The 26,169-nt window shown below is 71.6% G+C and carries 32 protein-coding genes and 4 pseudogenes; 2 read left to right on the top strand and 34 right to left on the bottom strand.

Features of this window, described 5'->3' with window-relative positions:
- Nucleotide 1: 1 nt before the first annotated feature.
- The 8 genes and pseudogenes from H1D24_RS31785 to H1D24_RS31810 all read right to left on the bottom strand — a co-directional run bounded on the left by H1D24_RS31785 (nucleotide 2) and on the right by H1D24_RS31810 (nucleotide 3,888).
- Nucleotides 2-592 carry a hypothetical protein gene (locus H1D24_RS31785; RefSeq protein WP_258564456.1) on the bottom strand — a complete coding sequence of 197 codons (591 nt, stop codon included), beginning with the start codon at nucleotides 590-592 and terminating at the stop codon, nucleotides 2-4.
- A 65-nt stretch (nucleotides 593-657) separates the two neighbouring features.
- Entirely contained in the window at nucleotides 658-1,035 is a 378-nt protein-coding gene (locus H1D24_RS42835) for an SPDY domain-containing protein (protein ID WP_258564457.1), read from the bottom strand.
- Nucleotides 1,036-1,200: 165 nt separating this feature from the next.
- A pseudogene (locus H1D24_RS43735) lies at nucleotides 1,201-1,440 on the bottom strand (FYVE zinc finger domain-containing protein); the annotation flags it as partial.
- A 30-nt stretch (nucleotides 1,441-1,470) separates the two neighbouring features.
- The gene (locus H1D24_RS31795; protein WP_181661182.1) at nucleotides 1,471-1,818 is read right to left on the bottom strand and encodes a hypothetical protein; all 348 of its coding nucleotides are present in this window, start codon (nucleotides 1,816-1,818) and stop codon (nucleotides 1,471-1,473) included.
- 50 nt (nucleotides 1,819-1,868) lie between these two features.
- Nucleotides 1,869-2,321: a hypothetical protein gene (locus H1D24_RS43740; RefSeq protein ID WP_309484513.1), complete on the bottom strand. Its 453-nt coding sequence runs from the start codon at nucleotides 2,319-2,321 to the stop codon at nucleotides 1,869-1,871.
- Between the two features lie 77 nt (nucleotides 2,322-2,398).
- Nucleotides 2,399-2,629, bottom strand: a pseudogene (locus tag H1D24_RS43745) (SPDY domain-containing protein); the annotation flags it as partial.
- Between the two features lie 66 nt (nucleotides 2,630-2,695).
- Nucleotides 2,696-3,502: pseudogene (locus H1D24_RS31805) on the bottom strand (SPDY domain-containing protein).
- Nucleotides 3,499-3,888, bottom strand: coding sequence for a hypothetical protein (locus tag H1D24_RS31810; protein ID WP_181661183.1), 390 nt, complete (start codon nucleotides 3,886-3,888; stop codon nucleotides 3,499-3,501). Before H1D24_RS31810 ends, H1D24_RS31805 begins: the two are co-directional and overlap by 4 nt.
- A 38-nt stretch (nucleotides 3,889-3,926) precedes the next feature.
- Between H1D24_RS31810 and H1D24_RS31815 the strand changes: the two genes are divergently transcribed.
- Together H1D24_RS31815 and H1D24_RS31820 are read left to right on the top strand one after the other, a co-directional pair.
- A complete protein-coding gene (locus tag H1D24_RS31815) occupies nucleotides 3,927-4,160 on the top strand; it encodes a hypothetical protein (protein ID WP_181661184.1) in 234 nt (77 codons plus the stop codon).
- A 245-nt stretch (nucleotides 4,161-4,405) separates the two neighbouring features.
- Nucleotides 4,406-4,636: a hypothetical protein gene (locus H1D24_RS31820; protein WP_181661185.1), complete on the top strand. Its 231-nt coding sequence runs from the start codon at nucleotides 4,406-4,408 to the stop codon at nucleotides 4,634-4,636.
- A gap of 238 nt (nucleotides 4,637-4,874) precedes the next feature.
- On the opposite strand, the gene H1D24_RS31825 is transcribed toward H1D24_RS31820, so the two are convergent.
- The 26 genes and pseudogenes from H1D24_RS31825 to H1D24_RS31950 form a co-directional block, all read right to left on the bottom strand.
- Nucleotides 4,875-5,543, bottom strand: coding sequence for a hypothetical protein (locus tag H1D24_RS31825; protein ID WP_181661186.1), 669 nt, complete (start codon nucleotides 5,541-5,543; stop codon nucleotides 4,875-4,877).
- Entirely contained in the window at nucleotides 5,540-6,298 is a 759-nt protein-coding gene (locus H1D24_RS31830) for a hypothetical protein (protein ID WP_181661187.1), read from the bottom strand. Before H1D24_RS31830 ends, H1D24_RS31825 begins: the two co-directional genes overlap by 4 nt.
- A 26-nt stretch (nucleotides 6,299-6,324) precedes the next feature.
- Nucleotides 6,325-7,023, bottom strand: a complete 699-nt coding sequence (locus H1D24_RS31835; protein ID WP_181661188.1) for a hypothetical protein — start codon at nucleotides 7,021-7,023, stop codon at nucleotides 6,325-6,327.
- A 21-nt stretch (nucleotides 7,024-7,044) separates the two neighbouring features.
- A complete protein-coding gene (locus tag H1D24_RS31840; protein ID WP_181661189.1) occupies nucleotides 7,045-7,953 on the bottom strand; it encodes a hypothetical protein in 909 nt (302 codons plus the stop codon).
- On the bottom strand, nucleotides 7,950-8,726 hold the full coding sequence (locus H1D24_RS31845; RefSeq protein WP_309484508.1) for a tetratricopeptide repeat protein: 777 nt from the start codon (nucleotides 8,724-8,726) through the stop codon (nucleotides 7,950-7,952). Before H1D24_RS31845 ends, H1D24_RS31840 begins: the two co-directional genes overlap by 4 nt.
- Nucleotides 8,723-9,139, bottom strand: a complete 417-nt coding sequence (locus tag H1D24_RS31850; RefSeq protein WP_181661190.1) for a hypothetical protein — start codon at nucleotides 9,137-9,139, stop codon at nucleotides 8,723-8,725. The genes H1D24_RS31845 and H1D24_RS31850 overlap by 4 nt, the downstream gene beginning before the upstream one ends.
- 107 nt (nucleotides 9,140-9,246) lie before the next feature.
- Complete coding sequence (locus H1D24_RS31855; RefSeq protein ID WP_220137470.1) at nucleotides 9,247-9,744, bottom strand: hypothetical protein; 498 nt, start codon at nucleotides 9,742-9,744, stop codon at nucleotides 9,247-9,249.
- Between the two features lie 55 nt (nucleotides 9,745-9,799).
- Complete coding sequence (locus H1D24_RS31860; protein ID WP_181661191.1) at nucleotides 9,800-11,068, bottom strand: MFS transporter; 1,269 nt, start codon at nucleotides 11,066-11,068, stop codon at nucleotides 9,800-9,802.
- 48 nt (nucleotides 11,069-11,116) lie between these two features.
- Complete coding sequence (locus tag H1D24_RS43750) at nucleotides 11,117-12,046, bottom strand: hypothetical protein (protein WP_181661192.1); 930 nt, start codon at nucleotides 12,044-12,046, stop codon at nucleotides 11,117-11,119.
- 131 nt (nucleotides 12,047-12,177) lie between these two features.
- A complete protein-coding gene (locus tag H1D24_RS31870) occupies nucleotides 12,178-12,528 on the bottom strand; it encodes a hypothetical protein (RefSeq protein WP_181661193.1) in 351 nt (116 codons plus the stop codon).
- The gene (locus H1D24_RS31875; RefSeq protein ID WP_181661194.1) at nucleotides 12,525-12,926 is read right to left on the bottom strand and encodes a hypothetical protein; all 402 of its coding nucleotides are present in this window, start codon (nucleotides 12,924-12,926) and stop codon (nucleotides 12,525-12,527) included. The genes H1D24_RS31870 and H1D24_RS31875 overlap by 4 nt, the downstream gene beginning before the upstream one ends.
- Nucleotides 12,927-12,994: 68 nt before the next feature.
- Nucleotides 12,995-13,633, bottom strand: coding sequence for a hypothetical protein (locus H1D24_RS42850; protein ID WP_258564474.1), 639 nt, complete (start codon nucleotides 13,631-13,633; stop codon nucleotides 12,995-12,997).
- Nucleotides 13,634-14,225: 592 nt separating this feature from the next.
- On the bottom strand, nucleotides 14,226-15,032 hold the full coding sequence (locus H1D24_RS31885) for an SPDY domain-containing protein (protein ID WP_181661195.1): 807 nt from the start codon (nucleotides 15,030-15,032) through the stop codon (nucleotides 14,226-14,228).
- A 50-nt stretch (nucleotides 15,033-15,082) separates the two neighbouring features.
- A pseudogene (locus H1D24_RS31890) lies at nucleotides 15,083-15,826 on the bottom strand (glycosyltransferase family 2 protein).
- A 73-nt stretch (nucleotides 15,827-15,899) separates the two neighbouring features.
- On the bottom strand, nucleotides 15,900-16,421 hold the full coding sequence (locus tag H1D24_RS31895) for a hypothetical protein (RefSeq protein WP_181661196.1): 522 nt from the start codon (nucleotides 16,419-16,421) through the stop codon (nucleotides 15,900-15,902).
- Between the two features lie 75 nt (nucleotides 16,422-16,496).
- The gene (locus H1D24_RS31900; RefSeq protein WP_181661197.1) at nucleotides 16,497-16,781 is read right to left on the bottom strand and encodes a hypothetical protein; all 285 of its coding nucleotides are present in this window, start codon (nucleotides 16,779-16,781) and stop codon (nucleotides 16,497-16,499) included.
- Nucleotides 16,782-17,089: 308 nt separating this feature from the next.
- Nucleotides 17,090-17,605, bottom strand: coding sequence for a hypothetical protein (locus tag H1D24_RS31905; protein WP_181661198.1), 516 nt, complete (start codon nucleotides 17,603-17,605; stop codon nucleotides 17,090-17,092).
- An 18-nt stretch (nucleotides 17,606-17,623) separates the two neighbouring features.
- Nucleotides 17,624-18,547: a DUF8094 domain-containing protein gene (locus H1D24_RS31910; RefSeq protein WP_309484509.1), complete on the bottom strand. Its 924-nt coding sequence runs from the start codon at nucleotides 18,545-18,547 to the stop codon at nucleotides 17,624-17,626.
- A 162-nt stretch (nucleotides 18,548-18,709) separates the two neighbouring features.
- Nucleotides 18,710-19,177: a hypothetical protein gene (locus tag H1D24_RS31915; protein ID WP_181661199.1), complete on the bottom strand. Its 468-nt coding sequence runs from the start codon at nucleotides 19,175-19,177 to the stop codon at nucleotides 18,710-18,712.
- A gap of 129 nt (nucleotides 19,178-19,306) precedes the next feature.
- The gene (locus tag H1D24_RS31920) at nucleotides 19,307-20,068 is read right to left on the bottom strand and encodes a hypothetical protein (RefSeq protein ID WP_181661200.1); all 762 of its coding nucleotides are present in this window, start codon (nucleotides 20,066-20,068) and stop codon (nucleotides 19,307-19,309) included.
- A 24-nt stretch (nucleotides 20,069-20,092) separates the two neighbouring features.
- Nucleotides 20,093-20,548, bottom strand: a complete 456-nt coding sequence (locus H1D24_RS31925; RefSeq protein ID WP_258564459.1) for a hypothetical protein — start codon at nucleotides 20,546-20,548, stop codon at nucleotides 20,093-20,095.
- Between the two features lie 60 nt (nucleotides 20,549-20,608).
- Nucleotides 20,609-22,123, bottom strand: coding sequence for a putative type IV secretion/conjugal transfer ATPase (locus tag H1D24_RS31930; RefSeq protein WP_181661242.1), 1,515 nt, complete (start codon nucleotides 22,121-22,123; stop codon nucleotides 20,609-20,611).
- A 43-nt stretch (nucleotides 22,124-22,166) separates the two neighbouring features.
- On the bottom strand, nucleotides 22,167-22,709 hold the full coding sequence (locus tag H1D24_RS31935) for a hypothetical protein (protein WP_181661201.1): 543 nt from the start codon (nucleotides 22,707-22,709) through the stop codon (nucleotides 22,167-22,169).
- A gap of 22 nt (nucleotides 22,710-22,731) precedes the next feature.
- Entirely contained in the window at nucleotides 22,732-23,202 is a 471-nt protein-coding gene (locus tag H1D24_RS31940) for a DUF6238 family protein (RefSeq protein ID WP_181661202.1), read from the bottom strand.
- A gap of 60 nt (nucleotides 23,203-23,262) precedes the next feature.
- Complete coding sequence (locus tag H1D24_RS31945) at nucleotides 23,263-24,735, bottom strand: SCO6880 family protein (RefSeq protein ID WP_181661203.1); 1,473 nt, start codon at nucleotides 24,733-24,735, stop codon at nucleotides 23,263-23,265.
- 88 nt (nucleotides 24,736-24,823) lie between these two features.
- Complete coding sequence (locus tag H1D24_RS31950) at nucleotides 24,824-26,167, bottom strand: SCO6881 family protein (RefSeq protein WP_181661204.1); 1,344 nt, start codon at nucleotides 26,165-26,167, stop codon at nucleotides 24,824-24,826.
- Between the last annotated feature and the right edge of the window lie 2 nt (nucleotides 26,168-26,169).

A 26,169-nucleotide genomic window follows, 5' to 3' on the forward strand; every position in this document is an offset into this window, starting at 1 on the left:
GTCACCGCCGATGCGCGGCAGCAGCCGTGGGCGCAGGGGGCGCGACGACCGCGGTGGGCGTCGCTGCTCGCGCCTGCCGTTCGGCCAGCGCGTTGACGGCGAAGAGGGCCTGGCCGTGGATCGCCCACTGGTCGAGGTAGGACCAGGCTTCCGCGTGGCTCTCGGCGAGCGGTTCGTCGTACTCCTTCGTGCCGGGCCGGGCGCTGGCGGGCAGTGCGTCGCGTACGGTGCGCCAGTCGTCCTGGACGGCGTGCAGGCGCCTGGTGGCCTCGCGTAGTTCGTGGACCTGCCAGGCGTAGCGCCGGGTCCGGTCGGAGGGAGTGAGCTGGGCGAGCTGCTGCTCGGCGACGTGCACGAGTTCGTCGGCGTGGTGGTACACCCGGCCGAACGCGGACAGGGTATCGGCGTCGCGCTGTTGCTGCCGCAGGCCGTAGGCGTCCTCGTCGTACGGCTGGAAGTCCTCGGGGTCGGAGTGTCGGGCGGAGTAGTGATCCCAGGCGGCCAGGATCTGCCGGCTGTGCCGCAGGTAGAGCGCCAGCTGGCTCAGATAGAGCCGGTGCGACGGGCTCCCGGGTTCGAGTGAGATGGTCAAAAAGGGGCCTTAAGACAGGGAAGTTGGGGGATGCGTGCGGAGCGGCCGGGGCCGCTCCGCACGGGTCAGCGGCTGCGGGCCGTAGGCGTGGTCGCCTCGGCGGCCGGCGCCGGTGGCCGGGTGCTGAGGGCGGCGCTGCGGCGGGCCTTACGAGCGGCGGACCGGCTGGCCTTCAGCCGCGCTTCGTGGGCGGAAGCGAGCTGTTCGCCCTGGGCGCCGCGTTCCACCTGCGCGACCAGATGGGAGTGGGGCACGTCGTAGTGGCCGCGGGAGACGGGCTCGGGGTCGACGAGGGCGGTGGCGAAGCCGGCGAGCAGGTGGCGCGGGGTGCGGTGGTCGAAGTACGCGTGCCACAGCCGTTGGTGGCCGCCGAGGCCGGTGGGCAGCGCTACTTCGGCCTTCCAGCTGAAGTAGTCGCTGGTCAGCGTCGCCGACCGCTCCATGGTGGTGATGCCGTCCGGGTGGTGAGCCTTCTCGTTGCCCCGTTCGTCGCGCTCGTACGTCCAGCCCGCTGCCTGCAGCGTCGGCCAGGGGTCCGGTTCGGCCGCGGGCGGGGAGTGCAGGAGCGCGTCGGTGAATCCGGCGATGATCTCGGCGGGCGTGTTGCCGCCGAAGGACGCGTGCCAGTGCTGCGACGAGATCCGCCACCAGGAGCCGTACGTGTCCGGGGTGGGCTCCAGGACGAGGGTGTGCCGGTAGTCGGGGCTGGCCAGGACGACGTGGGGGAAGTCGGGGTCGCCGAAGTTCCTCCACCCGCCGGCCCGCAGGGCTTGGGTGACGTGGCGCGGGTCTCCTGGCCCGGCGAGGTGGCGGGGCGTGGTGTCGAACCAGATCCGGGGACCAGGGATCGTCGGCGGCGCTGGCGATGTAGGGGCGGGTCACGACGCCGACGGGCTGGCGGACGCAGAGGCGCGAGTGTTCAGGCGCTGCACGTCCCAGTGCAGGACGTGCCAGTCGGTGGCCTCCTGAGCGGCTTCCCGGAGCCCGCTGACGATCAGGTGGATCTCGTCGCTTTCGGCTTTCGCTTCCTGGGTGATGAGGCGGGCGGCGCTGCGCAGGATGTCGCCGAGCAGGATGGGGACGCCGGTGTCCTCGTCGAGGAGGACGGCGAGCAGGGGCAGCACGTCGACTACGGATGGATTGGTGTGCAGGCAGTTCTGCACCTGGGCCAGAGTGGCGGTGGCCTGCGCGACGTCATCGGCGCTGGGGGCGGAGGGGCTGGGCATCAAGATCCTTGGGCGAAGGGGAAAGGGGGGGAGGTCGTACGGGCGCCGGGTCAGCGGTGTCTCTTGTGGCGAGCCGTTCCGGGTGGGGGCGCCGCAGGTGCGGAAGAAGACCCGGACGGGCCGGTGCGCTGAGCAGCTTCGAGGCGATGCCGATGCTGCAGGCGGTGTTGTCCCGGTGTGACGGCGCTGCGATGGGAGTCGAGGAAGCCGAAGGCGAGGCCGGGCGTCTGGCCCTCTGCGCGCAGCAGCGGCTCGGGGGCGGTGAGCGTGTCGACGAACCCGGCGAGCGCGGCGGCAGGCGCGGCTTCGTCGATGGAGGAGTTCCAGATCCACTGGTGCCGGCCGTCGGAGCGCGGGATCGACACGTGGACGGTCCAGCGCCACACGGGTGTCTCGGCGAGCGAGGCGACCCGGGACAGGAGGGCGGTCTCATCCGGGGACAGGGCAGCCCGTTCTCGGCCGTCCGGACTGTGGCCCAGCCCCGACCGGCCGCGAGGCGCCACAGGTCCGTCTCCGGTAGTGGCGCCGGGTTGTTGAGGGCGTCAGTGAACCCCGCGATCATCTCGACGGGGGTGTTGCCGCCGAACTGGGCGGACCACCCGTGGCCTTCGGCCGGGTGGATACGCCACCAGGCGCTGTGCGGGTCGAGTTCGGGCTCCAGGGTGAGGTGGAGTCGGTGGTCGGGGCTCTCCAGCAGGACGTGCGGATAGCCGGCGACCGAGTGGTTGCTCCAGCCGGACGCGAGCAGGTACTCGGTTACGTGCCGGGGGTCGCCCCCCGCCGGCCAGGTGCCGCGGCGACACTTCGTCAAGCCATCGGACGGCGTTGACGCGGTGCAGGGTGGGGCCGTTGACGCGGGAGTAGAAGCGTTCGTGGCTCACCGCCTCCGTCCGGCTTTGGCGTACGGGCGGGCCCCGGGCTGGTGGGGGCGCGCCTTGTTGGTGGCGAAGGTGTTGCTGGCTCAGGTGGCGGCGCGGGCCGCGGTGATCCGGGCCTGCTGCCACGCGCTGAGCTGCGAGGGCAGCACGGACACGGAGGTGGTGCGGATCCTCTGCGAGGGCGGCACGTGGCCGAGGGGCCGCATCGCCGGCTGCGGATCGGCGAGCGCGGTGCTGAACGCCTGCACGAGGTGCATCGGTGTGGTCGGCGTGAACATCGCCTCCCACACCCGGCCGTGTTCATTGCGGGCCCCAGCCCACCAGTGCGCCTGTCCGGGGCCGGACTGGTGGAAGCGGAGCACGGCGTCGCCGTCCGGGCTACGCGCGGTGAAATGCTGCCCGCGCTCGGTCTCCCAGCCCTGGGCCTCAAGCGGCGCCCACACGTTGGGGGCATGCGCCGAGCGCGGCCGGGTCAGTGCGTCGGTGAACCCGGCCACGATCTCGACGGGGACCTGCCGGCCGAGTGTGGCGTGCCACGCCTCCTGCGTCCTGGTCTGCTTCCCGCTGATGGTCCAGCCGCCGGGCTGGGTGTACGGGTCATACCCGATGCGCACGGACTTGTCGGGGCTGTCGAACACGACCGGGCCGCCGGACTTGGACTTGTCCTTCCACCCGGAGGCGCGCAGGTACTCGGTGACGTGGCGCAGGTCGCCGCCGCCGGCGAGGTGGCGCGGTTCGACGAGGTAGTGCTGCTGCGCCTGCTGACCTGTGGGGCCCCAGCCGGACCACTGCTTGTTCTTCTTCACCGGCGCCGCCTGACGACCATCGCGGAGGCGACCGGCGCAGCGGTCGGTCTGCTGGACTCGACGGCGGGGGCTGCGACCTTCTGGATGGCGCCGGTGTGTTCGGTGAGGTCGACGCCCACGCTGTTGAGCTCGTTGGCAGCGCGGCCAAGCGCCAGCCAGACCTCGGGCGGCAGCACGCCGCGCTCGGAGTTGACCTTCGCGAAACGCGAGCCGGTGGAGACGAGTTCGGTGACCTCGCCGAGGAGTCCGGTGTCGTAGTCCAGGACGTGGGCGAGGATCTGGGCTGCCTCGCGCGGCGGCGCCAGGGCGAGGTGGCGGCGGAGCTGGCCGAGCTGAGCGGTGATGGCGTCGGCCAGCTGTATGGAGGGGAGGTTCGAGTCGGTCATGGGCCTCCTGAACAGGCCGGTTCGAGGTGCTAGTCGTGGTGGCGGATGCGGTAGCTGCCGGCGAGGAGGGGCGCGTCGAGGCGGCGGGCTTCGTCGAGGGCCGCTTCGGGGCGTCCGCCCGCCAGCGGGAGGGTGCGCTCCCGGCTGCCGACGGTGACGGCGCGCAGGTAGCGGTGGAACAGGGCAGCGGCCAGGCGGGGCTTGCGGCTGGCGGTGATCGGCGGGGGCGTGCGGTCGGGTTCGTGCGGGACGGTGGGCCTCCTTGGTGGTGACGGGCTGGCCCCGGTGAGCCCCGGGGCCGGCGGCGGGCGGGTGGTGTACGGCGCGCCCGAGCCGAGCGGGGCGCGGGTGGCGGTGGCTGTTGGCGGGCTGCTTGTCCGGCGAGGGCGGCGTGGTAAGCGGTGCCGCCGAAGAACCCGGCGTCGATGTCGACGGTGTATCCGGCACGGGCCAGCAGGGGCACGGCCCGGTCGGACATGGACTTCATGGCGATCTCGTCCATCTCGTCGGGGACTTGATGCCAGACGTCGTTCAGGTCCTTGTGCCGGGCGAGACCGAGATCGTCGAGCAGCGCATGGAGTTGCTCGGGGGCGTCGGCGCGGGTGCCGACGTAGATCGTTCCGTCGCGGTGGTAGAAGGTGACGTCGGCGTCGTATTCATCGGCGAGGCTCACAGGCGGCGTGCTCCTGCCGGACGTTCCGCGGCACGCGCTGAGGTCACTGCGGGCGGCGGGGCTGGGGCCCTGTGATGGAGCCTGGCCGATACGGCGTCCGTATAGGCGACGGGATCCCAGACATCGTCGATGTGGACCACGTATCCGGCCTTGTGCAGCCAGGGCACCGCATGGGTGGCGAGCAGCCGCTCGGGGCGCCGGTCGGGGTGTCGGCGTGAACGGTGTCGCTGAGGGGCTTGCGGTAGACCGTGACGTCGGTGCCTTCGTCGTCGGCACGGTTTCCCACGTGCGGTTGCTCCTGTGCGGGTCGGGGCTATCGCCGTCGGGCGGACGGCGCGGGCGAGGCGGAGGGCGGCGCGGCGGCCGGGCCGGAGGGAGCGCGGTGCGCTGGGGTGCGCCGGGCGGCCTGGTCGCGGATCAGCGTGATCCGTCGTGCGTGGTTGGACAGGCTGCTGGTGGTCTCCATCAGCTGGTCCGCCGGTTCTTCATCGAGCCCGGCTTCGCGGCGCCGTTCGCCCCATGTCGCCCACGTGGAGATCAAGGACCGCACCAGCTGTGGGAGCACCCCTTCCTCCGGTGCGGTGATCTCGGCCAGGAGGACGGCAACGTCGCGGTCGGTCTCGGCGGCGCGGGCGCGGGACTCGAGCCCGTCGAGGTAGCGGCGGGCGGCCTGCCGGTCGCCGTCTGGGGTGGCCAGGGTGTTCAGAGTGGGGTCGAGGTGCACGCTGTACCCGGCGAGGAGCAGCGCGTGGGCGGCGGCGGTGGCGCCGTGCCTCTGCTCCTCGACGGGCAGGTGGTGCGGCAGCCGGTGGTATTCGCGAGCGGCACCGGGGGCGGAGTGGAAGCCGCCGACGGTCTGCAGGATGCCCGCAGCGCGGGGGTCGCCGCCGATGGCGAGGACCAGCTGGGTGCGCGGATCCCGGGTGATGGTGACGTAGTTGAGATCGTAGAAGACCGGCTCGTCCTCGTCGCGGGGCGTCATCGGCCCCGGTGCGGGGAGGTGACGGACGGGCTCGGTGGTGCGACGGGCGTGGTGCCCAGGGCGGGCCGAGTCTGCGGATGACGCAGCACGGTGTCGATGCCCAGCGCGGACAGACGCTCTCCGGTGGCTCGTACGGAGGCAGCCTGGTGTGCGGTGTCGTCCCCGGACAGCACGAAGACGTTGCGGTCGGGCGCGAAGACGAAGCCGTTCTCGGTCAGGGCCTTGGTGATATCCGCACGGTCGGGCTTGTCGACGACGAGGGCTTCACCGGACCAGGTCATCACGACGCGTTCCGTCTCCGCGGGCTGCGGTGCCGTGAGCCGGGCGGCGTTGTCGTGGACCTGGGCGAGGGCTGCGTAGTACCGGGGCAGCAGGTCCTGGGTGACGTGCTCGGCCGCGCTGAACGGATCCGCGCCGACCGTGAATCCGTCGGGCTCGCGTACACCGCGGAACGCCTCGTCCGGTGCGTCGTCGGGGGCCAGGGCGGCGATCAGATAGCCGTCGCCGTGCCCGATCGGGTCGGCGACGAACAGGCGGGTGCCGTCGCGGCGCTGCAGAACGGCGCAATGGTCCACGGTGTGCCTGGCCAGGGCGTCGGCGACGTCGTTCATGTCCCATACGCGGTCGGTGAGGGCGCCGTGGTCGTTGTCGCCGCCGCGGTCGGGGTGGTACGTGCTGGTCCAGGCGCCGGGCAGTTCGCCAGCAAGAACGGTGGCAAACGAGGCGAGGCTGGTGTCGGGGGTGGGGTCGTGCATGGGCTCCTCGGAGGGGAAGGGGCGGGTCAGCGCCGCGGGCGGGCCGGGGCGGGGACGGCGGGCACGGCGACGGGGCTGGTGGCCAGGCGCGGCGGAGGCGGCGGACAGGCGCAGACGGCGGACGCTTCGCGTTCGTCCGGTCCGACCTCGGTGGTGCACGCGCGGCGCTGGGGGTGGTCCTGGTGCCGGTCGGCGAGGTCCTTGCGCATGTGCGCGAGGTCGGACCACAGGACGCCGAGCCGGTGTTCGGCGAGGTACTGCAACCGCTTCGCGGTGTGCGGATCCGGTGGCTGGCCGAAGGCGGCGGTGGCCGCGAACACCTCGCCGAGGGCGATGAGGACGCCGTCATGGGAGGCCGTCAGTTCGGTCAGGACGTCGGCCACCTCGTCGCTGGTGGTGGCGTCGCGTATCCGCTCCGCGAGGTGGGCGACCTGGGCGCCGAGCGGCAGGTAGTGCGGCTCGCGTGTCTCGGTGTCGAAGGCGTCGTCGGCGTCGACGCCGTACTGGACTGCGCGCAGCCGGGCGACGGCTCGGGTGGCGAGGCGCTTCTCCTCGGATTCGCCGAGGCCAGCGGGCAGGCGGTGATAGGTCTCGTGGAGGCGGACAACGGGGACGAAGCCGGTGCGCTGAAGGATGCTGTGGGCTTCGGGATCGCCGCCGCGGGCGAGGACCTCCCCGGAGTGCACGTCGCGCCCCAGGGTCAGGTGTCGGTCGGCAAGGGCCAAGAACGGGTTCTTTCGGACGGGTCAGTGGGCACGTCGGGTGGGTCCAGGAGGAACGGGCGGTGCAACCACCTGCGGTGAAGGGGGCGTTGGCCGAGCGGAAGATGCCTGATGGGTGGCCGGCAGAGCAGCGGCCAAGGAGTCGAGGTCCCGTTGGATGCCGTGGAGGCGGCCGGCGATCAGCTCCAGCTGGTGGGCGCTGTCGGGACCGTGCGCGGCGGGCAGACGGTCGAGACGGTAGGCCGCGTGCTCGACGAGACCGCGCACGGTAGACAGCGGCCCGGAGTTCTCGTCGGCCAGTTGCCGCAGCAGCCCCGCGAGTTGTGCGGTGGCGTCGGCAACGGCGAACGGCGGGCGGGCGCGTTGTGCGAAGCGGGCGGCCTTCTGCGGATCCGCGCCGCCGGGCGATGGCGAGATCAGCCCCAGCTCAGCCTCCAGGCGCCGGCTCTCGGCGGCCAGACGTGACGGGTTCAACCGGTGCGTCGTCCATGTGCCGTCGGCTCGGATGAGGTTGGCGAGCAGGTCGATACGGCCGGGCTGCGCCTGAACGGCGATCCACCGGCAGCCGAGTTCGTCTCCGGGGCGTTGGACGTCTGCGGCGCGGGCGAGCCGGTGGGCGATCTCGGCCCACTCCGGGCGGGTGAGGTCGCGGTCGTCCGGGTGCAGGCGCGCGGACGCGTGCCATATGGCGCGGCGGTCGCCCTGCGGGCTGGCCGCGAAGGGGTGTTGCCAGATCGGATCGTCCAGATGCTCGGCCCAGTCGGCCGAGGTCCAGATCCGCTCCTCGTCGTCGAGCGTGTAGGCGTCCAGCCCCGGCCAGTGGGCGACCACCGTGTGGTCGGTCAGCCCTTCCTTGGTGCTGACCGGCCGGCCCAGAGCCTCGGCGACCGCTTCGTTGGGGTCAGTGCCTCGCTCGTGAATGCGAATGATCATGAATGAGTGGTGTTCCGACTCGCGCTGCCGCGCTTGCTGAGGTCGTACGCGGTGGTGATGAGCGCGTGCTCACGGACCAGGTCGGCCTGAACGGCCGGATCGCCGGGCGGCAGCAGATCCAGGGCGTGGCCGATGGCGGTGAGCGCTTCGGGGTACTGGCCCAGGCTGCGCCGGGCCGAGGCCATGCGGAACAGCGCGATCGGGTCGTTCAGTCCGCCCTCGGGGAGCAGTCCGACCAGAGCCAGCAGCAGGGAGGCTCGTCCGGGCAGCAGGCTGCTCAGCCACACGCCGTGCAGCAGGACGTGCACGGTCTTGGGGTGACCGGAGGACGCAACGAGGACCCGGTCCATGACGGCCAGGCCGTCCGAGCGGGATTGCCCCAACCGCGAGAAGGCGTACAGCGCCTCGCTGTACGGGTCGTCGTTCAGCACGCTCACCGGCACCTTGTGCATGAGCGATTCCATGGTGTGGCAGCGGAAGTCGAAGCGCAGCGTGCTGAGGTAGAGGTGCCGGTACGTCTGCCAGATCACCGGGTCGGTGCTGGAGTCGGTCACGTGCTCGGAGGTGAGCAGGTCCAGCACGCTGTTCCCCGCGGCGCGGCCCTGCCAGGCGACGTCGGCGCACACTTCGGCCGACTCCTGCCAGGTCGCGTCCAGTTCGCGCAGGGCCTCGGCCAGAAGCGTCGGCCATTCGCTGTCGGTGATCGACTCGATCGCGGCCGACGCCGCGCGGGACAGAGCGGCGGCCCGCTCCGTTTCGGGTGCGTAGGTCACTGGCCGCCCCGGGCATCGGCGACGTGGACCACCTGGTTGAGGTGGGTCACCGAGTACCAGCCGCAGTCGACGTCCTCGTCGGCGTCGGCCAGTCGCGGGACCAGGTAACTGCGCAGCGCCTGCTGGTAGATGAGGCAGTCCGGGCACCGGCTGGAGAGGTGGACGAGGTAGCGCGGGTGTGCGGTGATGTAGGTGCGCTCGCCGCCGGCCGGGTCGTACAGACGCCAGCCGTCCTCGTCGGTCGGGGTGTGCCACGAGGGGGTGACGACCTTGTAGGCGTCGCCCCACAGCTCGCTGCCGGAGGTGCCCTTGAGGATGACGACCTGGTCACCGGGCCGGAAGTGGGCGTGAGTGATGTCCCGGCCGGGGGTGACGATGTCACCCGGGGCATGCGGATGGCGGGAAACGGGCACAGCAGAGTTCCTTCCACGAGGTGCGCGGGGAGGCGGTGGGAGGAACAAGGATCCGGACGATCCCCGGTTTCGGTAACCGGGGATCATCGGGTATACGGCCCCGCGTCCTACCGGAACGGGTTCTCCGTTCCGATGTCGTCGGACGCGGCGGCGTCCAGGAGTTCGGGCAGGTCAGAGCCCTCGGCATCACGCTGGTCGATCCACCATCCGGCGCGGGCGACGGTGCGGATCTTGTCCTCCAGGACGGCCCAGTCGGCCTCGTCCCAGGTGCCCTCGCTCACCAGCGCGCTGTACGCGGCGGTGACGAGCTGGTGGCGGGAACGCTCGCCCCAGTCGAGGGCCTTCTCGGGCCCTTCGAGCGGCGGCATGTCGAACTGCTTCGCCCACTCTGAGGCGGCCTGCTGTTCCTCGGCGCGCTTCGCGGCGAGCCATGCCTCCTTGGATTCGGTGTCGGAGTCGCGGGCGGCCTTCCAGCAGTCGGTGCAGTCGCGGCCTTCGAGCCAGCGGGCGAATCCGGCGCGCCGGTCGGCGGGACGGTTGGACAGGTCGTGCGCCACTTCGTGTCCACAGCTGTGGACAATCTTCCAGGTCTTACGGACGGCCATGTTCTTAGGAATCTCCTTGCGGCGAGGGGTAGTTCAGGGAGAGGAGGTGGTCGGTTTACGTGGATCGTGCGGTTTTGCTCACGCGGGGGCGGTGGCGCGCGGCATGGGCCGGGGTGCGTCGATGACGGCCCCGGCGGGGTGGAGCGCCCGGGACGATGCGGCGGCGGGCGCCGACCAGAACCAGGAGGCAGGCGAAGGCGCCGGCCGCAGGGAGTGCGGCGGCATACGGGTGCGTGGAGAGAGCACCTGCGAGGGCGGTGCCTGCGGCCTGGCCGGTGCCGACTGCGGCGATCAGCCAGGCGTACGCCTCGGTGCGGGTGCCGGCGGGAGCGAGCGCGTCCACGGTCAGGAACGCGCTGGTGATCAGTGCGGTGAGGAAGAGGCCCGGCAGCGCCGCGAGCGCAGTCGCGGCGAACGGGCCGGGGCGAGCGGCGAGCGGAACCCAGACGAGGGCGAACAGCGCGGCTGAGATGAGGAGTTGGCTGCCCTGTCGGCCGAACAGGATGCCGCCGAGGAGGCTGCCGACGGACAGCGCGGCGGGGATAAGACCGGACAGCAGGGCCATGCCGTGCCGGTCGGCCATGGACACCGCCCACACATTCATCGCCCCCAGGGCGAAACCGACACCGGAGACGGCAAGGAACAGCCACCGCAGCCCCCGGTGCTGCAGGGGCCCGAGGAACCCGCCCGTGCGCGTGCCGACGGGGCGCCACGCCCTGGACGGCGCGGCACTGAGCACCACGCTCGCCCCCATCAGCCCGACTACCGCCGTGATCGTCATGGCGGCGTTGGGCCCGTAGAGGGCGGACAGCGCGGCGACCAGCGGAGGGCCGGCGGCGTAGATCAGTCCCTGGGCGCCCGTGTCGAGCGCGAGCGCGGCGCGCCGCCGCTCCGGATCCGCCAACACGGCACCCCACAGAGCACGCAGGTTCGACTCCAACGGCGGCGTGCTCAGCCCCGCGAGGACGACCACCCCGGCCGCGAGTGCCGGCTGGGCGACGGCGACCGCGTACGGCAGCAGCAGGAGGCAGACCGTGGTGACCAGGACGGCGGCCGTCGTGATGCGGGTCTGCCCGCGCCGGTCGACTATCCGCCCCAGTACGGGCTGCCCGATGGCGCTGGCCAGCCCGTACAGCGCGCACAGCAGCCCGCCGGTCGCGAGCGAGTCGCCCTGCTCGGCGATCAGCAGAAGGATCGCGACGGGGGCCATGCCGTTGGGCAGGCGCCCGATCAGGGTGCCCAGCAGTAGCCGGGCGACATGCCGCTCGGCGAGCAGCGGCCGGGTGGCGGAGCGGTCCGGCGGGCAGCTGGTATCGGAGTTCAACGCGGGTGCTTTCCGTGATCTTCTGGCTGGGGCGCTGGGGGTGGAGGGTCAGCGGGTGCGTCCGGCGGTGACGGCTGTCGGCGGCTTCGGCGGCGTGGCGGCGGTGACGGCCGGGCGCGAGGACTCTTCGGCGGGGCCGGCCGTGGCGGTGCAGACCACGTCGAGCAGGTCTTCGCCGGCTTCGAGCCACAGCGCCAGGGCCTCGTCCGTGCTGATCGGCTCTGGGGCGCCTGGGGTGTCGGCCTCGGCCGGGTCTCGAGCGAGGAGGTTCTCGAAGCGGACGAGGACGGCCCTCTCGCTGGCGGCCAGGGACTTGACGGCGGCTCGGCGTGTGGCGGCGAGGAGGTAGGGCGCGTGGGTGAGGAATCGGTCCAGTGCCGCGTCCAGCTCCACGGCGTCCACGGTGCCGGGTTCGACGCCGTGCACCCAGTCGAGGTCGTCCTGCACTTCGCGGAGCCGTGCCAGATGCACCAGGTGCTCGAACTCGGGCAGCAGGCGTGAGCGCACGTCGACGGTTGCCCCGTGGGCGGTGGTGGCAACGACGGTGCGTGGTCCGACCCCGGCCGCGTTCAGATGATCCGGCGACGGCATCAGGGCGGCGATCAAGTACCGTCCGTCCCAGGGGCGTTCGGTCAGCAGGAGTTCGGTGCCGCCGCCGTCGCGGAGGACCGCCACGCCGGGGACGCGGTACGTGGCCAGGGAGGACAGTACGGGGCTGGCTTCCCATACCCAGTCCTGGAGCTGGGCGGGGACGGAGCCGTCCGGATAGTGCTCGATGCTCACGTCCCAGCGACCGGGAAGCCCTTCGGTGACGGCGTGCGCGATGTCGCCGAGGTAGGGCCGCTCACTCGTGATGACCTTTGCCTGGCAGTCCCGTGCGGTCTGGTGTAGCTGGGTGAGCGCCTCGCGTGCTCGTTCATGGTCGGTGAGCGAGAGCCGGTGGGCGGCGTCCTGGTGCTCTCGGGTGAATCCGGCCAACTCCAGTGCGATCGTGGTCCATTGGTGCCGCTCTCCACTGGGGAGGGCGACGACCTCGTTGCCGGAGCTGAGGTGGAGGGTGATGGCCGCGGAGGAAGTCAGGGCAGAGGGCCTTCGTGTAGATCGGAGGGTCAGCGCCGTTGGCGCTGCGGTGTGCCGGTGGGCGCGGACTGCGCGGTCATGGCGGTCTTCGCGCGGCGCGGCGTCGATGGCGCGGACGCGGCGGGCGGGGCTGCCCGCAGGTCTGGATCGAGGTCGACGCGGTAGCGGGCGGCGGCGAGCATCTCGGCTGCCCAGGTGGCGTGTTCGTTCTCCCAGGTGCGGCCCAGGTCGAACGGCAGCCGGATCCAGACGCCCCGCAAAGTGGGGTAGGTGTCGAACCCGGCTCGCTTGAGGACGCTCGCGGCGAAGCCGTCGACCGGTCCGTCGACTTCGACTTCGCCGCCCTGGCCGCGGGTGATGCGGATCGGCTCGTCGCTCATCGGCTCCGCCCCTTCCCGGCCGTCTGGGTGAGACCACCCACCGGAACGGCGCCGGGCCGGGGCAGAAACTCGGGGAGGCTGGTGGTCGGGGCGCCACGTTGCTGCGGGGAGCGGGTCGCCGCGGCCTGCGCGATGCGGTTGCGGCGTTCCATCAGCCCGTTGCGCACGGCCGGCCGCGGCGGGGAGGCACTGCGGCCGGGGTCGAGGCTGTAGTCCGCCTGGACTTCATAGCCGTGGCGTCGCAGGTCGTGAACGGCCTGTCGGGTACGGCGGAGGCCGTCCTGCTCGGGGTTGGTGAGCCGGTACAGGCCCGGGGTGTCGGGGACGGGCTCGAACTGCTCGCGCACCAGGAACCAGTTCGCGAGGTGCGCGGGGATGTTCGCGGTGGCGGCGGCCACGAAGCCGTGGTCGGGGTGGGCGCCGAAGCGGAAGTGGTCAGACAGCGGCGAATCCTTTCTGTGAGCGGTCAGCGGTGCGCTGTTGGAGCGGAGGTTGTGGGTGGTGGCGCGGGGCGAGTGGTGAGGGCGCGCTGGCCGGGGGTGGACAGAGCGGTGGTCCCGGTCGGTTGGGCCGTGCGGGCCTGCCGCTCGAAGATCTCGCTGTCGGCGAGCCACGTCTCGATGGCCTGCAATGCGGACATGCCGAGCTGTGCGCGGATGTGGCTCCACTCGTGGGTGTGCAGCGTCCGGGGGATCGCGTACAGGTTGGTGCTGAGGGTGGTGGCCTCGCGCAGGGCTTCTTCGCTGTCGACGAGGGCCGAGTGCAGCCGGGTCAGCGCTGCCGTGTCTTGTGGCCACGGGCTGGTGGCCGGGTGGCATCGGGCGACCAGCTCTGGTGCCAGTTCGAGGACGGTGCGGAATGAGATCCAGGCGTGGTCGGCGAAGGCGCGCTCCATGCCGTCGATGAGGCGGCTGCTCAACGGCACGCCGTCGGTGTAGCGGCCCGAGTCCTTGATGGCCTGCAGGGTTTGGTGCTCGTCGCGGATCCGTTCCAGCGCCGCCAGGACCGTGTTCACGTCCCGGTTGTGCAGGGCGCGACGGTAGGCAGGCAGGAAGGTGCCGGTGATGGTGGAGGCGGCGCGGTCCGGCTCGGCGGGCAGCACCATGGTCGTCGGCGTGGTGGGATCGTCGCGGACGTCTTCCTTCTCGTGGTCGGTGAGTGCGCCGAGGAGGTAGCCGCTCGGGTGGCCGGGCCGCTCGACCAGGAGCAGTTCGGTGCCCTGCCCGTCCTTCAGGACGGATGCGAACGGGACGTCGTGGTTTTCGAGCGCGGTAGATCTCGCCGGCTTCCCAGAGCTGGGGCCAGAGGTCTTCCTGCCACAGTGGGTAGCTGTAGATCTCCAGCTGGGCGGTCCAGTTGCCGGGCAGCCTTGCGGCGATCTCGGTGCCGACGTCGCCGAGGTGGGGGCGGGTACTGGTGACGATGGTGGCGGCGTGTTCGTGGGCGTGGGCTGCCAGGGCGCTGGCGGTGCGCCGGGCGGCCTGTGCGTCGGCGAGGGGCACGGCGTACGCCCCGCTGGGCAGGCGGCTGAACCCGGCGGCCTCGATGGTCTGGTTGGCCTGCTTGTAGTTCTCGCCGACGGCGATGGCGACGAGCCGCAGCGTGCGGCTGGTGCTGAGGATGATCTCGGTGGAAGGGTCGGGCATCAAGGTCCTGGTGGGTAGAGCCCCGGACGGCCTGGTCCGGACAGGCGAGGCTCAGCGGGTCTTCGGGGTGCGCTTGGGCTGGGTGCTGTGCGCTGGGTCGGTGGGCGCGGGACGCGCAGAAGGGGTCCGGGGCGGCGGGACGTGCTCGATGGTCACCAGAGGGAGGACGGCCGTGGGGAACGGGAAGGCCGTGGTGCGCAGTATGGGTCGGGGATCGAGGGTCTTGGCGACGACCGCGTGCATGAGGAAGTCGGGCGCCTGCTGCGTGAACGAGATGTCCCACAGGTGACCGAGGTCATCCGGGGAGGCGGCCACGTGCCAGGCGATGGACGCGTCGCCGTGGATGGGTGGTGCTGACGAGTCCGGTGGTCGGCCGATCACGGCGGCCTGCCCGTCCCGTGAGATGAAGCCGGAGAGCCCAGAGGCGTCGAAGTGGTTCCAGGCGTCGATGTCGACCCAGAGGTCGAACATGCCGGGCTCGGCGCCGATTCCGTAGATGACGTGATCCGGGTCTGCGTCCAGTTCGGCCGCCAGGGTGCCGACGAGCGTGGAGACGAACTCGATCGGCACAGCGCCGCTGACGCTCGTGCGCCATCGCTCGGAGGAGTCCTCGTCGCTGCGTGCTGAGACCACGAGGTGGGGGCCTCGTCCCACGGCCTCCTGATCGTGGCGGATAGTGACGCGTCGGCAGGGGCTGGTGACGGTGAACGAGGAGTCGTTGGTATGCGCACTCCACCCCGTCTCCTCGGCGAACACGTCAAGGAACTGGTGGTGGGTGGCGGGGAGACTGGCGGCCAGGTAGCGGGGAGAGATGAGGACCTTCTCTCTGGGCCGGTCCTGAGCTGGGGTGTCGGACATGGGTGCTTTCGGTGAGTGGGAGCGATGCAGAGGCCAGGGGAGCGACTCGACTACGTGGCGGCCGGGCCGGAGTCGCGCAGCGGCAGGCACGCGGCGCGCAGGCTGACACCAAATCGGTGAGCGAACGCTCTCGCCCTCGACTCCAGTTCGTCGTACTAGTCCTGCGCGGTCATCTGCCCGGGGTGCTTGCGGTACCGGTAGACCGGGACGGGCAGCACGACGCCCGGGGCGAGGCAGGTGACGGCGAGAGCGCAGTAGTCCTCGCCCTGGACGAGACCGCCCATGGGGGCCGCGCGCACCAGGTCGGTGCGGGCGAGGAGGGTGGTCGGGCTGAGCGGGATGGTGTCGGCCGGGTCCCTCCAGTAGCGCCACACGTCCCCGGCCTCGTGCCGGCCCGGCGGCGTCGGGGGTCGCCACAGGGTCGTGGTGCCGTCGGGGTGGAGGTCTTGGCTGTATCCGGCGCACCAGCCGACCCCGGTTTCCTCCAGGGTGCGCAGGCGCAGCGCCATGGCCCAGTCGGTGAACTCGTCATCGTCGTCGGCCCAGTTGACGTACTCGGTGCGTACTTCGGTGAGCGCGAGGTTCCGGGCGCAGGCCGCGCCGACCGGGCGCGGCAGGGCGAGGGTGCGGACGCGCGGGTCGGTGGCGAGCGCGGCGGGAAGGCGGGCGGGGTCGGCTCCGTCGAGGGCGACGACGGCCTCCCACGGCTCGCTCTGACGGCACAGGCTGGCGTGCATGTCAGCGAGGAACGCAAGGCGGTCCGGGCGGAGTTGGGTGGCGATGACTACGGTGATCTTCGGGCGCGGGTGCGGGGGCAGGGGGTTCTCCGGGCGGGGCGGCGGTCGGGGATGGTGCGGGCGCTCGGGGTTATCGGCGGGCGGTCTTGCGGGGCGCTGGCGCCGATGTGGGCGCGGCGGTGGATGGGCGTGGCCTGCTGTGGGGCGCAACGATCGGGGCCGGGGACTGCGGGTGCCATGCGCCGGGATTGGCGAGGATGCGGCTGCGCGGGTCGGTGTCCCACGCGACGACGGGGCCGCGGTCGTACGCCTGCAGGGCGATCACTTCGATGCCGTGCGGGTGCAGGACGTACGCCCACTCCAGCTCGTCGGTGCCGTCCTGCGTGATCAGCTCACGCTCGGCCGGGGTGCCGTCCGTGCAGATCACGTTGGTGATCTGACGGCTGGGGTACTCGTCGCCCCCGGTCAGGGAGCGGCGCAGGGCGGCGGGAGCGCCGTCGAGTAGGTCGGTGCCCAGCTCGTCCCAGCCGTGGTCCACGTCGTCGATCAAGTGGTGGGTCATGGCTTCCAGGTCACCGGCGAACCGGTGCTGGTAGGCGGCCAGGAGCAGCGGGAGTTTGCTGTCGGGATAGCCGTCGAAGTGGACGTACATGCCGGCGTATCCGTCGGGGGTGGGGCGGGCGATGACAGATCGGGTGGACAGGTCGTTCTCCTGAAATGGGGCCGGTCAGTGCGCGCGGGGACGCGCCGGCGCTGCCGCGGTGGGCGACGGCGCGGGGGCGGGTGTTGCCGTGCGCGCGGTGGTCTTGGGCGGGGTGGTGGCTGGGATCGGCCGGTCGGGCGCCCACAGGCTGGCGGTGTCGCGGAACCGCGCGCGGGGGTCGGTACCCCACGCGACGAGCGGACCGCGTGCCGTGCCGGGCGCGCTGATCACCTCGATGCCCTGCGGGTGGAGGACGTAGCCCCAGCTCAGTCGGGACGCTGTCCGCTCGGTGTAGATCAGCGGGGGCACGTTCGGCTGGGCCGGGTACGGGCGGCCGGGCTCGTCGCGGCCGGCAGCCAGGTGCTGCCGCAGTGCATCGGGTGCGCCGTCCAGAAGGTCGGTGCCGATGAAGGACCAGCCTTCCGGCGCGCCGTCGATGAGGTAGGCAGCCAGTGCCTCGGAGTTCCCGGCGAACCGGTGCTGATGCGCGGCGAGCAGCAGCGGCAGGTGGTGGCTGGGGTAGCCGTCCCAGTGGACGTACGTGCCGGCGAATCCGGTGCCGGTGGGGCGGGCGATGACAGAACGAGTGGACAGAGGATCTTCCTGTCGTGGGTGGGTCAGCGGGTGCGGCGCGTGCGCGCCGCCGGTGCGGCAGGCGCCGCCGCTGGGGCGGGCGCGGGGTGCGCGGGTGCTGACCGGTTCGGGTGCCGGTAGATGCTGGCCAGGTGGTCCTCGCTCAGGTAGGCGAGCTGATCACCGAGTGCGGACAGTTCCTCGGCGTGCTGGCGGTAGCGCGCGGCGATGCCCGGTTCCTGGTTGCGCTCGCACCACTCGGCCGCGGTCTCCAGGAACAGGTGCAGCTCGGCGAGACCGCTGTGCCCGTCGCCGAGGACGGCCTGCGCGACCGTGTTCAACTCGGCGGCCGTGCGGACCCGGTAGAGGTGTCGGGTCCAGTCGCTGATGCTCTGACCGGCGTCCTCGGCGGGGAGCGAGGCGCTGAACTCCCGTGCGTCGTAGGCGGCCCAGCGGCACAGGTCGTCGGCGGTCGGCCGGTTCTCCCGATGGGCGGCGATCTGTTCGGTGGTGCGGCCGATGTTGTCGTACAGCTCGAAGTCGGGGTGCGGCAGGGACAAAGGGGCTCCTCCGTCCGGCTATGCGCGGTCCGTCGCCGAGGTGCCGACGGGTGGGCCGGAGGCGTCGGTGCGGGCGCACGTGTAGCCGATCAGGCGGGACGGGGCGGCCTTCGCCGGCACGGTGGCGGCGTCGGCGCAGACGAACGTGTACGTCACCGACGTGCGCGGGATGCCGTGCAGCCAGGCGTTGTCGTCCTTGTCGGGGTTGATCTGCAGCCCGGAGTGCGCGACGGCGTCGGTCTGCGTGTGCGTGTGGGCGAACAGCATCAGTGCGCCGCCGTCGGCGGTCTTCAGCGCGTAGGCGTCCTTGAAACGGTTGGCCCCCGTGGCGAAGGATGTGGTGCCCAACTTCCCGAATTTGCGGGTCGTTTCGTCGTGGACCTTGATCTGCTGCTGGCTTGCCTTCGTCGGGTCGAAGACCTTGGTGCCGGTGTTCGTCCCGCCGGTCGCGAAGTTGTCGATCACCGCGATGCGCAGCACGTCGGCGTCGGCCGCGAGCTGCTTGTTGCCGGTGGCGGTGACCGCGGTGGCGTAGCCGTCCTTGTCGAGGGCGACGGCCGGCAGCGTCGTGCCGTTGAGGTCGACGACGGAGACCAGCTCCCACCGCTTGTCCTTCGGCTGCTCGGCGAAGACGGCGATGCGGCTCGGGTCCTTGCCCTTCTCACCGGAGAGCGCGGCGGCGAACCAGCGGTCCTGGCCGACGGTGAAGCGCGGGATGTACAGCTTGGCGCTGGAGATGTCGTACGACCACGGCTTGTACGGTTTGCGGTCGGCCTTGGGCAGGCCCTCGGTCTCGGTGTAGTCGGAGACGGACATCGCGTACATCGGACCGTCCTCGACGGTGTCGAGCAGGGCGCGGTCGCGCTGCGCGTTGGCCGTGTTGTTGGTCTTCGAGTAGTGGGTGATGACGGCGCTGGCCTGCGCGTCACTGAGCGCGGGCACCGGCTTCGGCGCGGCGGGCGTGGTGGGGTTCTTCTTCGCGGTCGGGGCGTCGTCGCCGCTGTTGCAGGCGGTGGCGGCCCCAGAGAGCAGCGCGGCACAGACGAGCAGGGGCAGAGCGCGGCGGGCGGTGTGGATGGGTGTGCTCCAGGGACTCGGGCGGGTTCAGCGGGTGCGGGAGGTGGCACGGCTGGGCGGGGTGACGGGGGTGGTGCTGGTGGCGCGCGGACTCCGGTTGGGCGTCGGCGGTGCAGTGAGCCGGTCGGCCTCCTGGTGGAGACGGCCGCCGGCCTGGTTCAGCTGGCGGCGGGTGCTGTCGATCAGGCCGTGCAGTCGGGAGCGCGTGGACTCGATGGCCTTGGTGCGCTGCGCCGAGCGGGGCAGGGCGCCGAGCTCGTGGAGGACACCGGCGTGGGCGACGGCATCACCGAGGTCGGCCAGGGCGCGCCCGAGGGCGCCCACCGTGAGCGTGAGCTGAGTGACTTTGCGCCGGGTGATGTCGGACTCGGGGCCGCGACTGCGGAGCGTGGTGCGCGCGGCGAACGCTGCCGCGGTGGTGAGGTGGGTGAGCAGTCCGGCGATGTCGCGGACCCGGTCGTCGAGGTCATCGAGGTTGTCGCTGCCGGAGTACACCGCGTCGGTGAGCGGCAGCTCGTCGGACTCGTGGTGGATGCGCTCGGCCAGCGAGTGCAGCTGGCTGCTGTCGTCGTACGAGAAGGGCAGATGGACTCCTGGACGTGTGCGGCAACGGGATAGCCGCTGTCAGCGGTGATGGCTGCGAGCGGCCGTGGGCGGCGCCGGCGGAAGCACGGGGGTGGGTGCAGCGTGGCGCAGGTTCACGCCGATGCCCTGCTCAGCGAGGCGGCGGGCCACTGCCTGGATCCGCAGAGCGCGGCCGTCCTCGCCGTACGCGGCGGGCAGCAGGAAGGCCGCCTGGTGCGGGTGGTACTGAAAACCGTGGGCGTACAGCGTCATCCGCGCCTGTTCCGGCACGCTCGCGTACGGCGCGCCGAGTGCCCCGTCGTCGTACCAGGTCAGCGTCACCACCTGGGTGACCTGTGGCGGAGCCGGGCGGTGTGGAGGTTCGGGCTGCTCGGCCGCGTTGCGGCGTACCTGCTTGAGGGCTCGCTCGTAGTGGGGCAGGAGGCGGCGCGCGACCTGGGTTGAGGCGCGGATCGGGTCGTTGGGGACGGCGATGCCGTTCGGCTCCTCGACGCCGACGAAGTGGTGGGGCTTGATGTCCTCGCCGTTCGGCTCGAGCGGGGCCACGACGAACTGGTGCGGGTGCAGGGGCCGGTCGGTGACGTACAGGCGCCGACCCTCAGCCCCGTGGAGGACCGCGTGGTGGGTGAGGACGAACTCGCTGACCACCCAGCCGGCACGGCCGGCGTCCCAGAGCTGGTTGGCGACAGGGAACTGGTCCTTGTAGGCGGAGTGGCGGTGGTACTCGCTGCTCCAGCTGTTGGGCAGCAGAAGGGCCAGGTCGGCGGCGAAGGAGTTCAGGTCCGTTCTGGTCGGGGGCATGGGCTCCTTACGGACGGGACGGTCCTACCTGCCGTGCGTCACGCGGGCAGGAGGCGCGATTGTGGGTATCGGCGCTGGTGCGGCGCGTGGAGGGTTCGCCCGGCGGCCGGGGGCGTCCTTGGACGCCGTCACCTGCCGGTAGGCGCCGATGACTTCCTTGAGGCGGTCGACTGCGTCAGCCTGGCGTGCGGCGAGGATGTCGATTTGCGTGGCGCTGTTCTGCAGGACGCCCAGGGAGTTGATCGACGTCTTCCCGGAGGCTGCGCGCGTCAGCGTGGAGGCCGCGGATTCGGTGGTGTCGGTGAATTGCTTGTGCAGGTGGTCCAGGTGACGGGCCGCCGTGTGCACGAGGTCGGCGAGGACCAACTCGGGGCCGTCCGTGTGGAGACGTCCGAGGCTGTGGGGTGAGGCGCCGAGGGCGTCGTGCACCATCTGGGAGCCGGGCGCAGTGGAGGGCGGAGCGCTTGCAGGGTTTTCCATCGGCGGGGAATCCAGGAGGCTATGGGGAGACGGGGCAACAGGTGCAGTCTCGACCCGTGATCAATGCATTCGGGCATCTGTGTCAAAGAGTGACAATTCGTGAGAATGCAGCAGGTGTTGGACGATGAAGGATCGTCCGGCGACCTTCCACAAGCCCCTGCCGCGGTTGAGATGTGAGATCGCGTCGGCCTCGACCGAGGTCAGGCCCAACAGGACTGCTGCCGCGTGAAGTTGGTCTGTCTCCTGGCGGTAGATGATGCGGGTGGAGCAGTCGGCGAGGAGACCTTCGGCGAGCGCCCGTCCGCGGGATCCGGCGTCGCCTGCGGTGAGTAGATCGCTGAGCCGGTGGATGACCATGAGGTTGGCGATGCCCAGGCCGCGGGAGAGATTCCACTGGGACTGCATCCTCGCGAGCAGGCCGGGGTGGCGCATCAGGCGCCAGGCTTCGTCGTAGACGATCCAGCGCCGGCCGCCGTTCGGGTCGGACAGTGCCGATTCCATCCAGGCGGAGGCACACGTCATCGCCAGCACCAACGCGGTGTCGTCGCCGGAACCGCCCAGACGTGACAGGTCGATGGTCAGCATCGGCGAGTTGGGATCGAACGCCACGGTGCTCGGGGCGTCGAACATTCCGGCCAGATCGCCGTGGACGAGGCGGCGCATGGCGTGGGCCAGGTCGCGGGAGGCGTCGCCGAGGCGGCCGGACATGATGCCGCCGGCCGCGTCGAGTTCGTCGGGGTTGTTGAGGGTGGCGGCGATGTCGCCGAGCAGCGGGGTGCGTCCGCTCGCGGCGGCGCGGGTGACGACGGCGTCCAGGGCGACGTCGAGTCCGGTGTGTTCCATCGGCATCAGGTCCCGCCCGAGCACGGTGCGGGCCAGGGAGCCGAGCAGCAGCAGGCGGCGCTTGCGGATCTCGTTTGCCCAGTCGGCCTCGGAGACGCTGTTGGGCTTGGGGGCGGCGTCCAGCGGGTTGAGTTTGCCGGGCAGCCCCGGTCCGAGAGCGATGGAGGTGCCGCCCAACGCCTGGGCGACGGGCGTCCATTCGCCCTTGGGGTCGCACGGGACGTAGACGCGGTAGCCGAAGGCGATCGACCGCAGCGCGAAGGACTTGGCGAGTGCCGACTTGCCCTGACCGATCACCCCGGCCAGCAGGACGTTGGGGTTGGTGAAGCCTTCGACCTTGCCGTACAGCGCGAATGGATCGAAGCAGAAGCTCGCTTCGGCGTGCACGTCGCGGCCGATGTAGATGCCCTCGGCCCCCAGCCCGCCCTCGGCGAGGAACGGGTATGCCCCGGAAGCGGTGGCGGTGGTCATGCGGTGAGCGGGCAACTTGGTCTTGTTGTTGCGTGAGGATGCGGGGCCGGGGCGTCCGGCCGGCGGGTAGAGCGGCGCCGGCATCTCGTGCTCCTCCGCGCCGGCGCTGCTGGTGTGGGCGGTTGCTTCGGTGCGGGCCTTCGCGGCGGCCTCGGCGAGTTGGCGTCGGGCGGCTTTGCGGGAGGCGCGGTCGGTGCCGTGCGGGGTGAACAGGGGGGAGGCGCTGGCTCGGCGGGCGCGGCGCGCGGGCCGGTGGCTCATGGCGGGGGCCTTCATGTGACGGAGTCAGGGCGTGCTGTGCAGGTCAGACGCGCGGGGAGGCGCTGAACAGGAGAGCCTTGCGGTAGCCCTTGCCGTCGCCCGACCAGTCCAGCTGGATGTAGCCGTCCGCGAGGTACTGGTATCGGCCGCTGGCCTTGGTCTTGAGAGTTCCGGTCTCGTAGGAGCCGTTGCCGTTGCCGCTGCTGTGTTCGAGCGCGTTCTCCAGGCCCGTGTAGTTGGCGTACTTCACGACCGGGTCCTTGCCGGCGGTGGACCGCTTCGTCTGCAGGTGGAACCTCGCCTTGTTGAAGGTGAGGCTGCTGTGCTGGTGGGCCGAGTAGGGGCCGTCCCAGTTGACCTTGGCAGTGGTGTAGATGTAGCCGCCGCTCCGCTTGGCACAGAGCTTGACGTCGAAGTCCCAGTTGTCGGAGTCGGGGCCGGAGTACGACGGATCGTCGACCGTGTAGCTGCTGGTCTTGCAGTGATACGAAGCGGCGGAGGCCGGCGTGGCGGTGGCCAGCGCGCCGGTGCCAGCGAGGGTGGCGAGGAGGACGGCGGTGGAGGTGGAGCGCTTGAGCTTGCGCATGTAGGGCCTTTCGGTGGTGGGGTTACTGGGCGCAGGTGGTGGTGTGGCCGGGCGCGGGGGTGTTGAGGTCGCTCGGCGTGGTCTTGCGGCGTACGACGTGGCCGGCAGCGCGGTGGCGCTGGCAGATGGTCAGGACGGGCGGGCCCTCGGGGAGCCGATCGGGCTGGCAGTCGGTGCCCGCCGAAGACGCCTCCGCCACGGGCAGGAGGTGGAAGGCGTCGTGCACGGCGGCGGTGGCCTGCCACAGCCGCGTGTGCGCGGTGGCGAGCTGGCGGCCGGCGGCGGGATGCGGGGGCCGGGTGGACTCGGCGAGCTGGTCGAGCAGCTGGTGCAGTGCGGTGAGGTGGGCGTGCAGCACGTCGAGGTGCGCACGGTCCGCGGCCGAGGCCGGGTGCTGATCGCGCGGGGCGAGGGTGCGGGAGTGGTGGCGGATGCCGGCGCTGGCGGCCCGAAGGTACGGGTACGCGTCGCCGACGGGGGTGGCAGAGGTCAAAGGGGAAAGGTTCCTTCCTGCCGCGGCGGCAGGACGTCGGCGCGTGGTCGGGTGCGGGGGTTACAAGGCCGTGCGGGCGAGGGGGAGGGCGCCGAGCGTGAACGCGTCGGGCTGCTGGAAGTTCAGGCGCCGCAGGTCGACCTGGGCCGTGACCGCGGCGGTCTCGATCTGCGCGCAGGCGGCGTCGAGGAGGGCGTCGGTCTCGGCGGACACGGTGAGCAGTCCGGTCAGGGCGACGTCGGCGTGCCCGGCGATCAGCTGGCGCTCGCGGGTTTTGACGTCCGCGTACTCGACGCTGTCGGCTTCGGAATCGACCTGCCCTCGGCGGGCCCGCTCGTTCGCGTCGGCGATGATCGCGGCCTTCTTGCGCTGCACGTCGCGCATCGCGGACTCGAGCCCCTGCGGCACGTAAATGAGGGACATGGTGCGGCGGACCCCCGCGGTGAACATCAACCCGTGGAGGAAACCCGCGCTCGTTTCGGTGCGCGGCCAGTCCTCGACCCAGTACGTGGCGTGGCGCGCGGAATCCGTGGCGAGCCGGTCGTACTCCTCGAACTGGACCACCGGCCCGGCGGCGGAAGGGTCGGCCTCCGCTCGCCCGGACTCGGACCACTGCTGTAGCGCGGACAGGGCCCCCGGGTCGTAGGCGGTGCGAATGACGGCCGCGATCTCGCGGGCCGTGAGCCAGCCGGTCACCATCAGCCCGGCACTGCGCGCGGCCTGGGCGATCGAGCTGGTGGTCTGCTCCATCACCGTGAAGGCGCCGGGCAGTCCGCCGCCCGCCTGGGAGATGAGGCGCTTGGCCGCCTTCAGGTCGAGGGAGATCGCCAGGTACGCCTCGTGCGGTGCGGCGGCCGGTCCGGCGGAGGCGACCAGCTCGCTGTAGACCTGCCCGGCCACCGGTGTCTCGGGGTGGCCCTGCTGGCTCCAGTGCCGGGCGAGGGTGTCGCCGCTGTCGGGGACGGTGCGCTCCAGGACCTGCACGGTGGCGACATGTCCGGTGCGGGCGACGCCGGCCAGGGCCCGCCCCCAGCCGCTGACGTTGTGGTTCTGCGTCGCCGGGTCCAGGAGAGCGAAGGCCCGGCTGGAGACGCGGGCGATGGCCGTCAGGGTCTGCTGGTGCGGGTCGTGGACCGCGGCGGCGCCGTTGGCAGAGTCGCCGGGGGTGACCACACGCAGCGAGGCGGCGCTGCCAGGCAGGTGCAGGACACCGTCCTGGCGCGGGCGGGTGACGGGCCGGGCGAGCCACAGGGTCTGCCCGGTGCGCCGCCGCCGCGCGAAACGCAGCACGATCGGCGCCCAGTCGATCAGCGAGCGGCCGTGCCGGCGGATAGCGACCAAGGCGGCGACCACGGCCCACAGCGGTGTCAGGACGATGGCGCCGAGCAGTCCGGTGGACACCACCGTGACCAGCAGGAGCGCCAACGCGCAGGACACCAGAACGAGTTGCGGCAGGGACAGGCCGAGCAGAACGCCGCGCCGGGAGCGGTGGGGGAATTTGACGGTGAGCGGTGTGACGGTGAGATCAGACAAGGGCCGTTCCGGGAGTGCGCGGGGCGGTCGCCGGGGCGGCACGCGGCGAGCAGAGCGCAGCGCGTGCCGCCCCGGAGTCGGGCAGGAGCTACGGGCCGGTGGGCGAGGGCGGCGGAGTGCCGGTGGCGCTGGTGCCGGTAGAGGTCGGGGCCGGCGGTGCACCCTGCGGCGGGGGCGCGGAGCTGCCGGCGCCGGGCTGCGACATGAAGCCGCTGCCGCCCCCTCCGGAACCGCCGCCCCCTCCGGGGGCGCCGCCTACCTGGCCGCTGGTGTCGTCGCTGGGACTGGTCGGGGGCGGCTGCACGGCCTTCTCCAGGCCGTTCTTGAGCCCTTCGCCTCCCGATCCCGAGGAGTTCTGGCCTTCCTGGCCGCTGCCTCCGGTGGGGTTGGCGGCGATGTCGCCGGGGAAGCCGCCACCTGCGGCTTCGGGGCCCTGGGCGGCGCCCGCTCCGGCTGCCGCGCCGCCCGTTCCGGCGGTCGCAACCGCGGCGGCGGCCTTGCGAGTGGCGTTCTCGGCATGCTGCTTGGCGAGCTGCGCGCCGGCGCCACCGGCCCGGTGAATCGACTCTCCGTCGGTGCCCTCGGCGGCCCAGTGGACGAACTTGAAGGTGGCGTACGGGCAGAGCAGCACCAACACCATGATCACGATGCCTGCCATGACGTCGGCGAGCGCGCCGAGGCCATCCTTGGCCTCGGTCTTGCCCATGGCGGCGATGCCGAGCACGAAGATCACGGTCATCAGCAGCTTGCTGACGACGAGGGTGGCGGTGGCCTCGATCCAGCCGCGCCGCCAACGGCGGGCGGCCTCCCAGCCTCCGCCCGCGCCGGCGAAGATGGCGAGCGTGACCATGACGAGGATGCCGACCTTGCGAACCATCATCACGCACCAGTAGAGGAACGCGCCGACGGCGGCGCCGAGCCCGGCGAACACGGCGACCAGCCAGCCCAGGCCCGCCAATGCGGGGATCTGGGACACCTTCACGATGCGGCGTACGGCCGTTTCGATGGACAGGTTCGATGCTTTGAACAGGCCAGCGGACAGGGCGTCGACCACTTCGATAGCGACGGTGGTCAGGGCGATGGCGGCGAACGCGAAGATCACGCCGCTGGCCGTGCCGGTGAACGCCTGGGTGAGGGCTTGCCCGTCGCGTTTGACGGCGGCTCGGATGAGCTGTGCGCAGAACGTCCCGACCAGGATGACCAGGCCGATCGGCAGCAGCATCTCGTAGTTGTCGCGGAACCAACCGGCGTTCAGATCGACCTTGGTGGTGGCGTCGACCGCCTTGGCAGCCAGATCGGCTGCCGCGGCGGCGAGTTCACCGGCGCTCTTGGCCATCCAGTCGCCGATGGCCTTGCCGGGGTCGGAGGCGAAGTCGACGGCCTCGCCGACGGCGCAGAGTTTGTCCGCTACGGGGAAGTCGCAGAAATCCAAGG

The organism is Streptomyces himalayensis subsp. himalayensis (genome assembly GCF_013778455.1).
In the GTDB taxonomy this organism is placed as follows: Bacteria; Actinomycetota; Actinomycetes; order Streptomycetales; family Streptomycetaceae; genus Streptomyces; species Streptomyces himalayensis.

What these genes read in the sequence shown, in the direction of transcription:
- H1D24_RS42835 (WP_258564457.1), bottom strand. Translation starts at nt 1,035, where the DNA reads ATGGAGCGGTCGGCGACGCTGACCAGCGACTACTTCAGCTGGAAGGCC.
- H1D24_RS31795 (WP_181661182.1), bottom strand. Translation starts at nt 1,818, where the DNA reads ATGCCCAGCCCCTCCGCCCCCAGCGCCGATGACGTCGCGCAGGCCACC.
- H1D24_RS31810 (WP_181661183.1), bottom strand. Translation starts at nt 3,888, where the DNA reads ATGACCGACTCGAACCTCCCCTCCATACAGCTGGCCGACGCCATCACC.
- H1D24_RS31820 (WP_181661185.1), top strand. Translation starts at nt 4,406, where the DNA reads ATGCCAGACGTCGTTCAGGTCCTTGTGCCGGGCGAGACCGAGATCGTC.
- H1D24_RS31825 (WP_181661186.1), bottom strand. Translation starts at nt 5,543, where the DNA reads ATGACGCCCCGCGACGAGGACGAGCCGGTCTTCTACGATCTCAACTAC.
- H1D24_RS31830 (WP_181661187.1), bottom strand. Translation starts at nt 6,298, where the DNA reads ATGCACGACCCCACCCCCGACACCAGCCTCGCCTCGTTTGCCACCGTT.
- H1D24_RS31840 (WP_181661189.1), bottom strand. Translation starts at nt 7,953, where the DNA reads ATGATCATTCGCATTCACGAGCGAGGCACTGACCCCAACGAAGCGGTC.
- H1D24_RS31855 (WP_220137470.1), bottom strand. Translation starts at nt 9,744, where the DNA reads ATGGCCGTCCGTAAGACCTGGAAGATTGTCCACAGCTGTGGACACGAA.
- H1D24_RS31870 (WP_181661193.1), bottom strand. Translation starts at nt 12,528, where the DNA reads ATGAGCGACGAGCCGATCCGCATCACCCGCGGCCAGGGCGGCGAAGTC.
- H1D24_RS42850 (WP_258564474.1), bottom strand. Translation starts at nt 13,633, where the DNA reads ATGGTGCTGCCCGCCGAGCCGGACCGCGCCGCCTCCACCATCACCGGC.
- H1D24_RS31885 (WP_181661195.1), bottom strand. Translation starts at nt 15,032, where the DNA reads ATGTCCGACACCCCAGCTCAGGACCGGCCCAGAGAGAAGGTCCTCATC.
- H1D24_RS31895 (WP_181661196.1), bottom strand. Translation starts at nt 16,421, where the DNA reads ATGTACGTCCACTTCGACGGCTATCCCGACAGCAAACTCCCGCTGCTC.
- H1D24_RS31920 (WP_181661200.1), bottom strand. Translation starts at nt 20,068, where the DNA reads ATGCCCCCGACCAGAACGGACCTGAACTCCTTCGCCGCCGACCTGGCC.
- H1D24_RS31925 (WP_258564459.1), bottom strand. Translation starts at nt 20,548, where the DNA reads ATGGAAAACCCTGCAAGCGCTCCGCCCTCCACTGCGCCCGGCTCCCAG.
- H1D24_RS31930 (WP_181661242.1), bottom strand. Translation starts at nt 22,123, where the DNA reads ATGAGCCACCGGCCCGCGCGCCGCGCCCGCCGAGCCAGCGCCTCCCCC.
- H1D24_RS31935 (WP_181661201.1), bottom strand. Translation starts at nt 22,709, where the DNA reads ATGCGCAAGCTCAAGCGCTCCACCTCCACCGCCGTCCTCCTCGCCACC.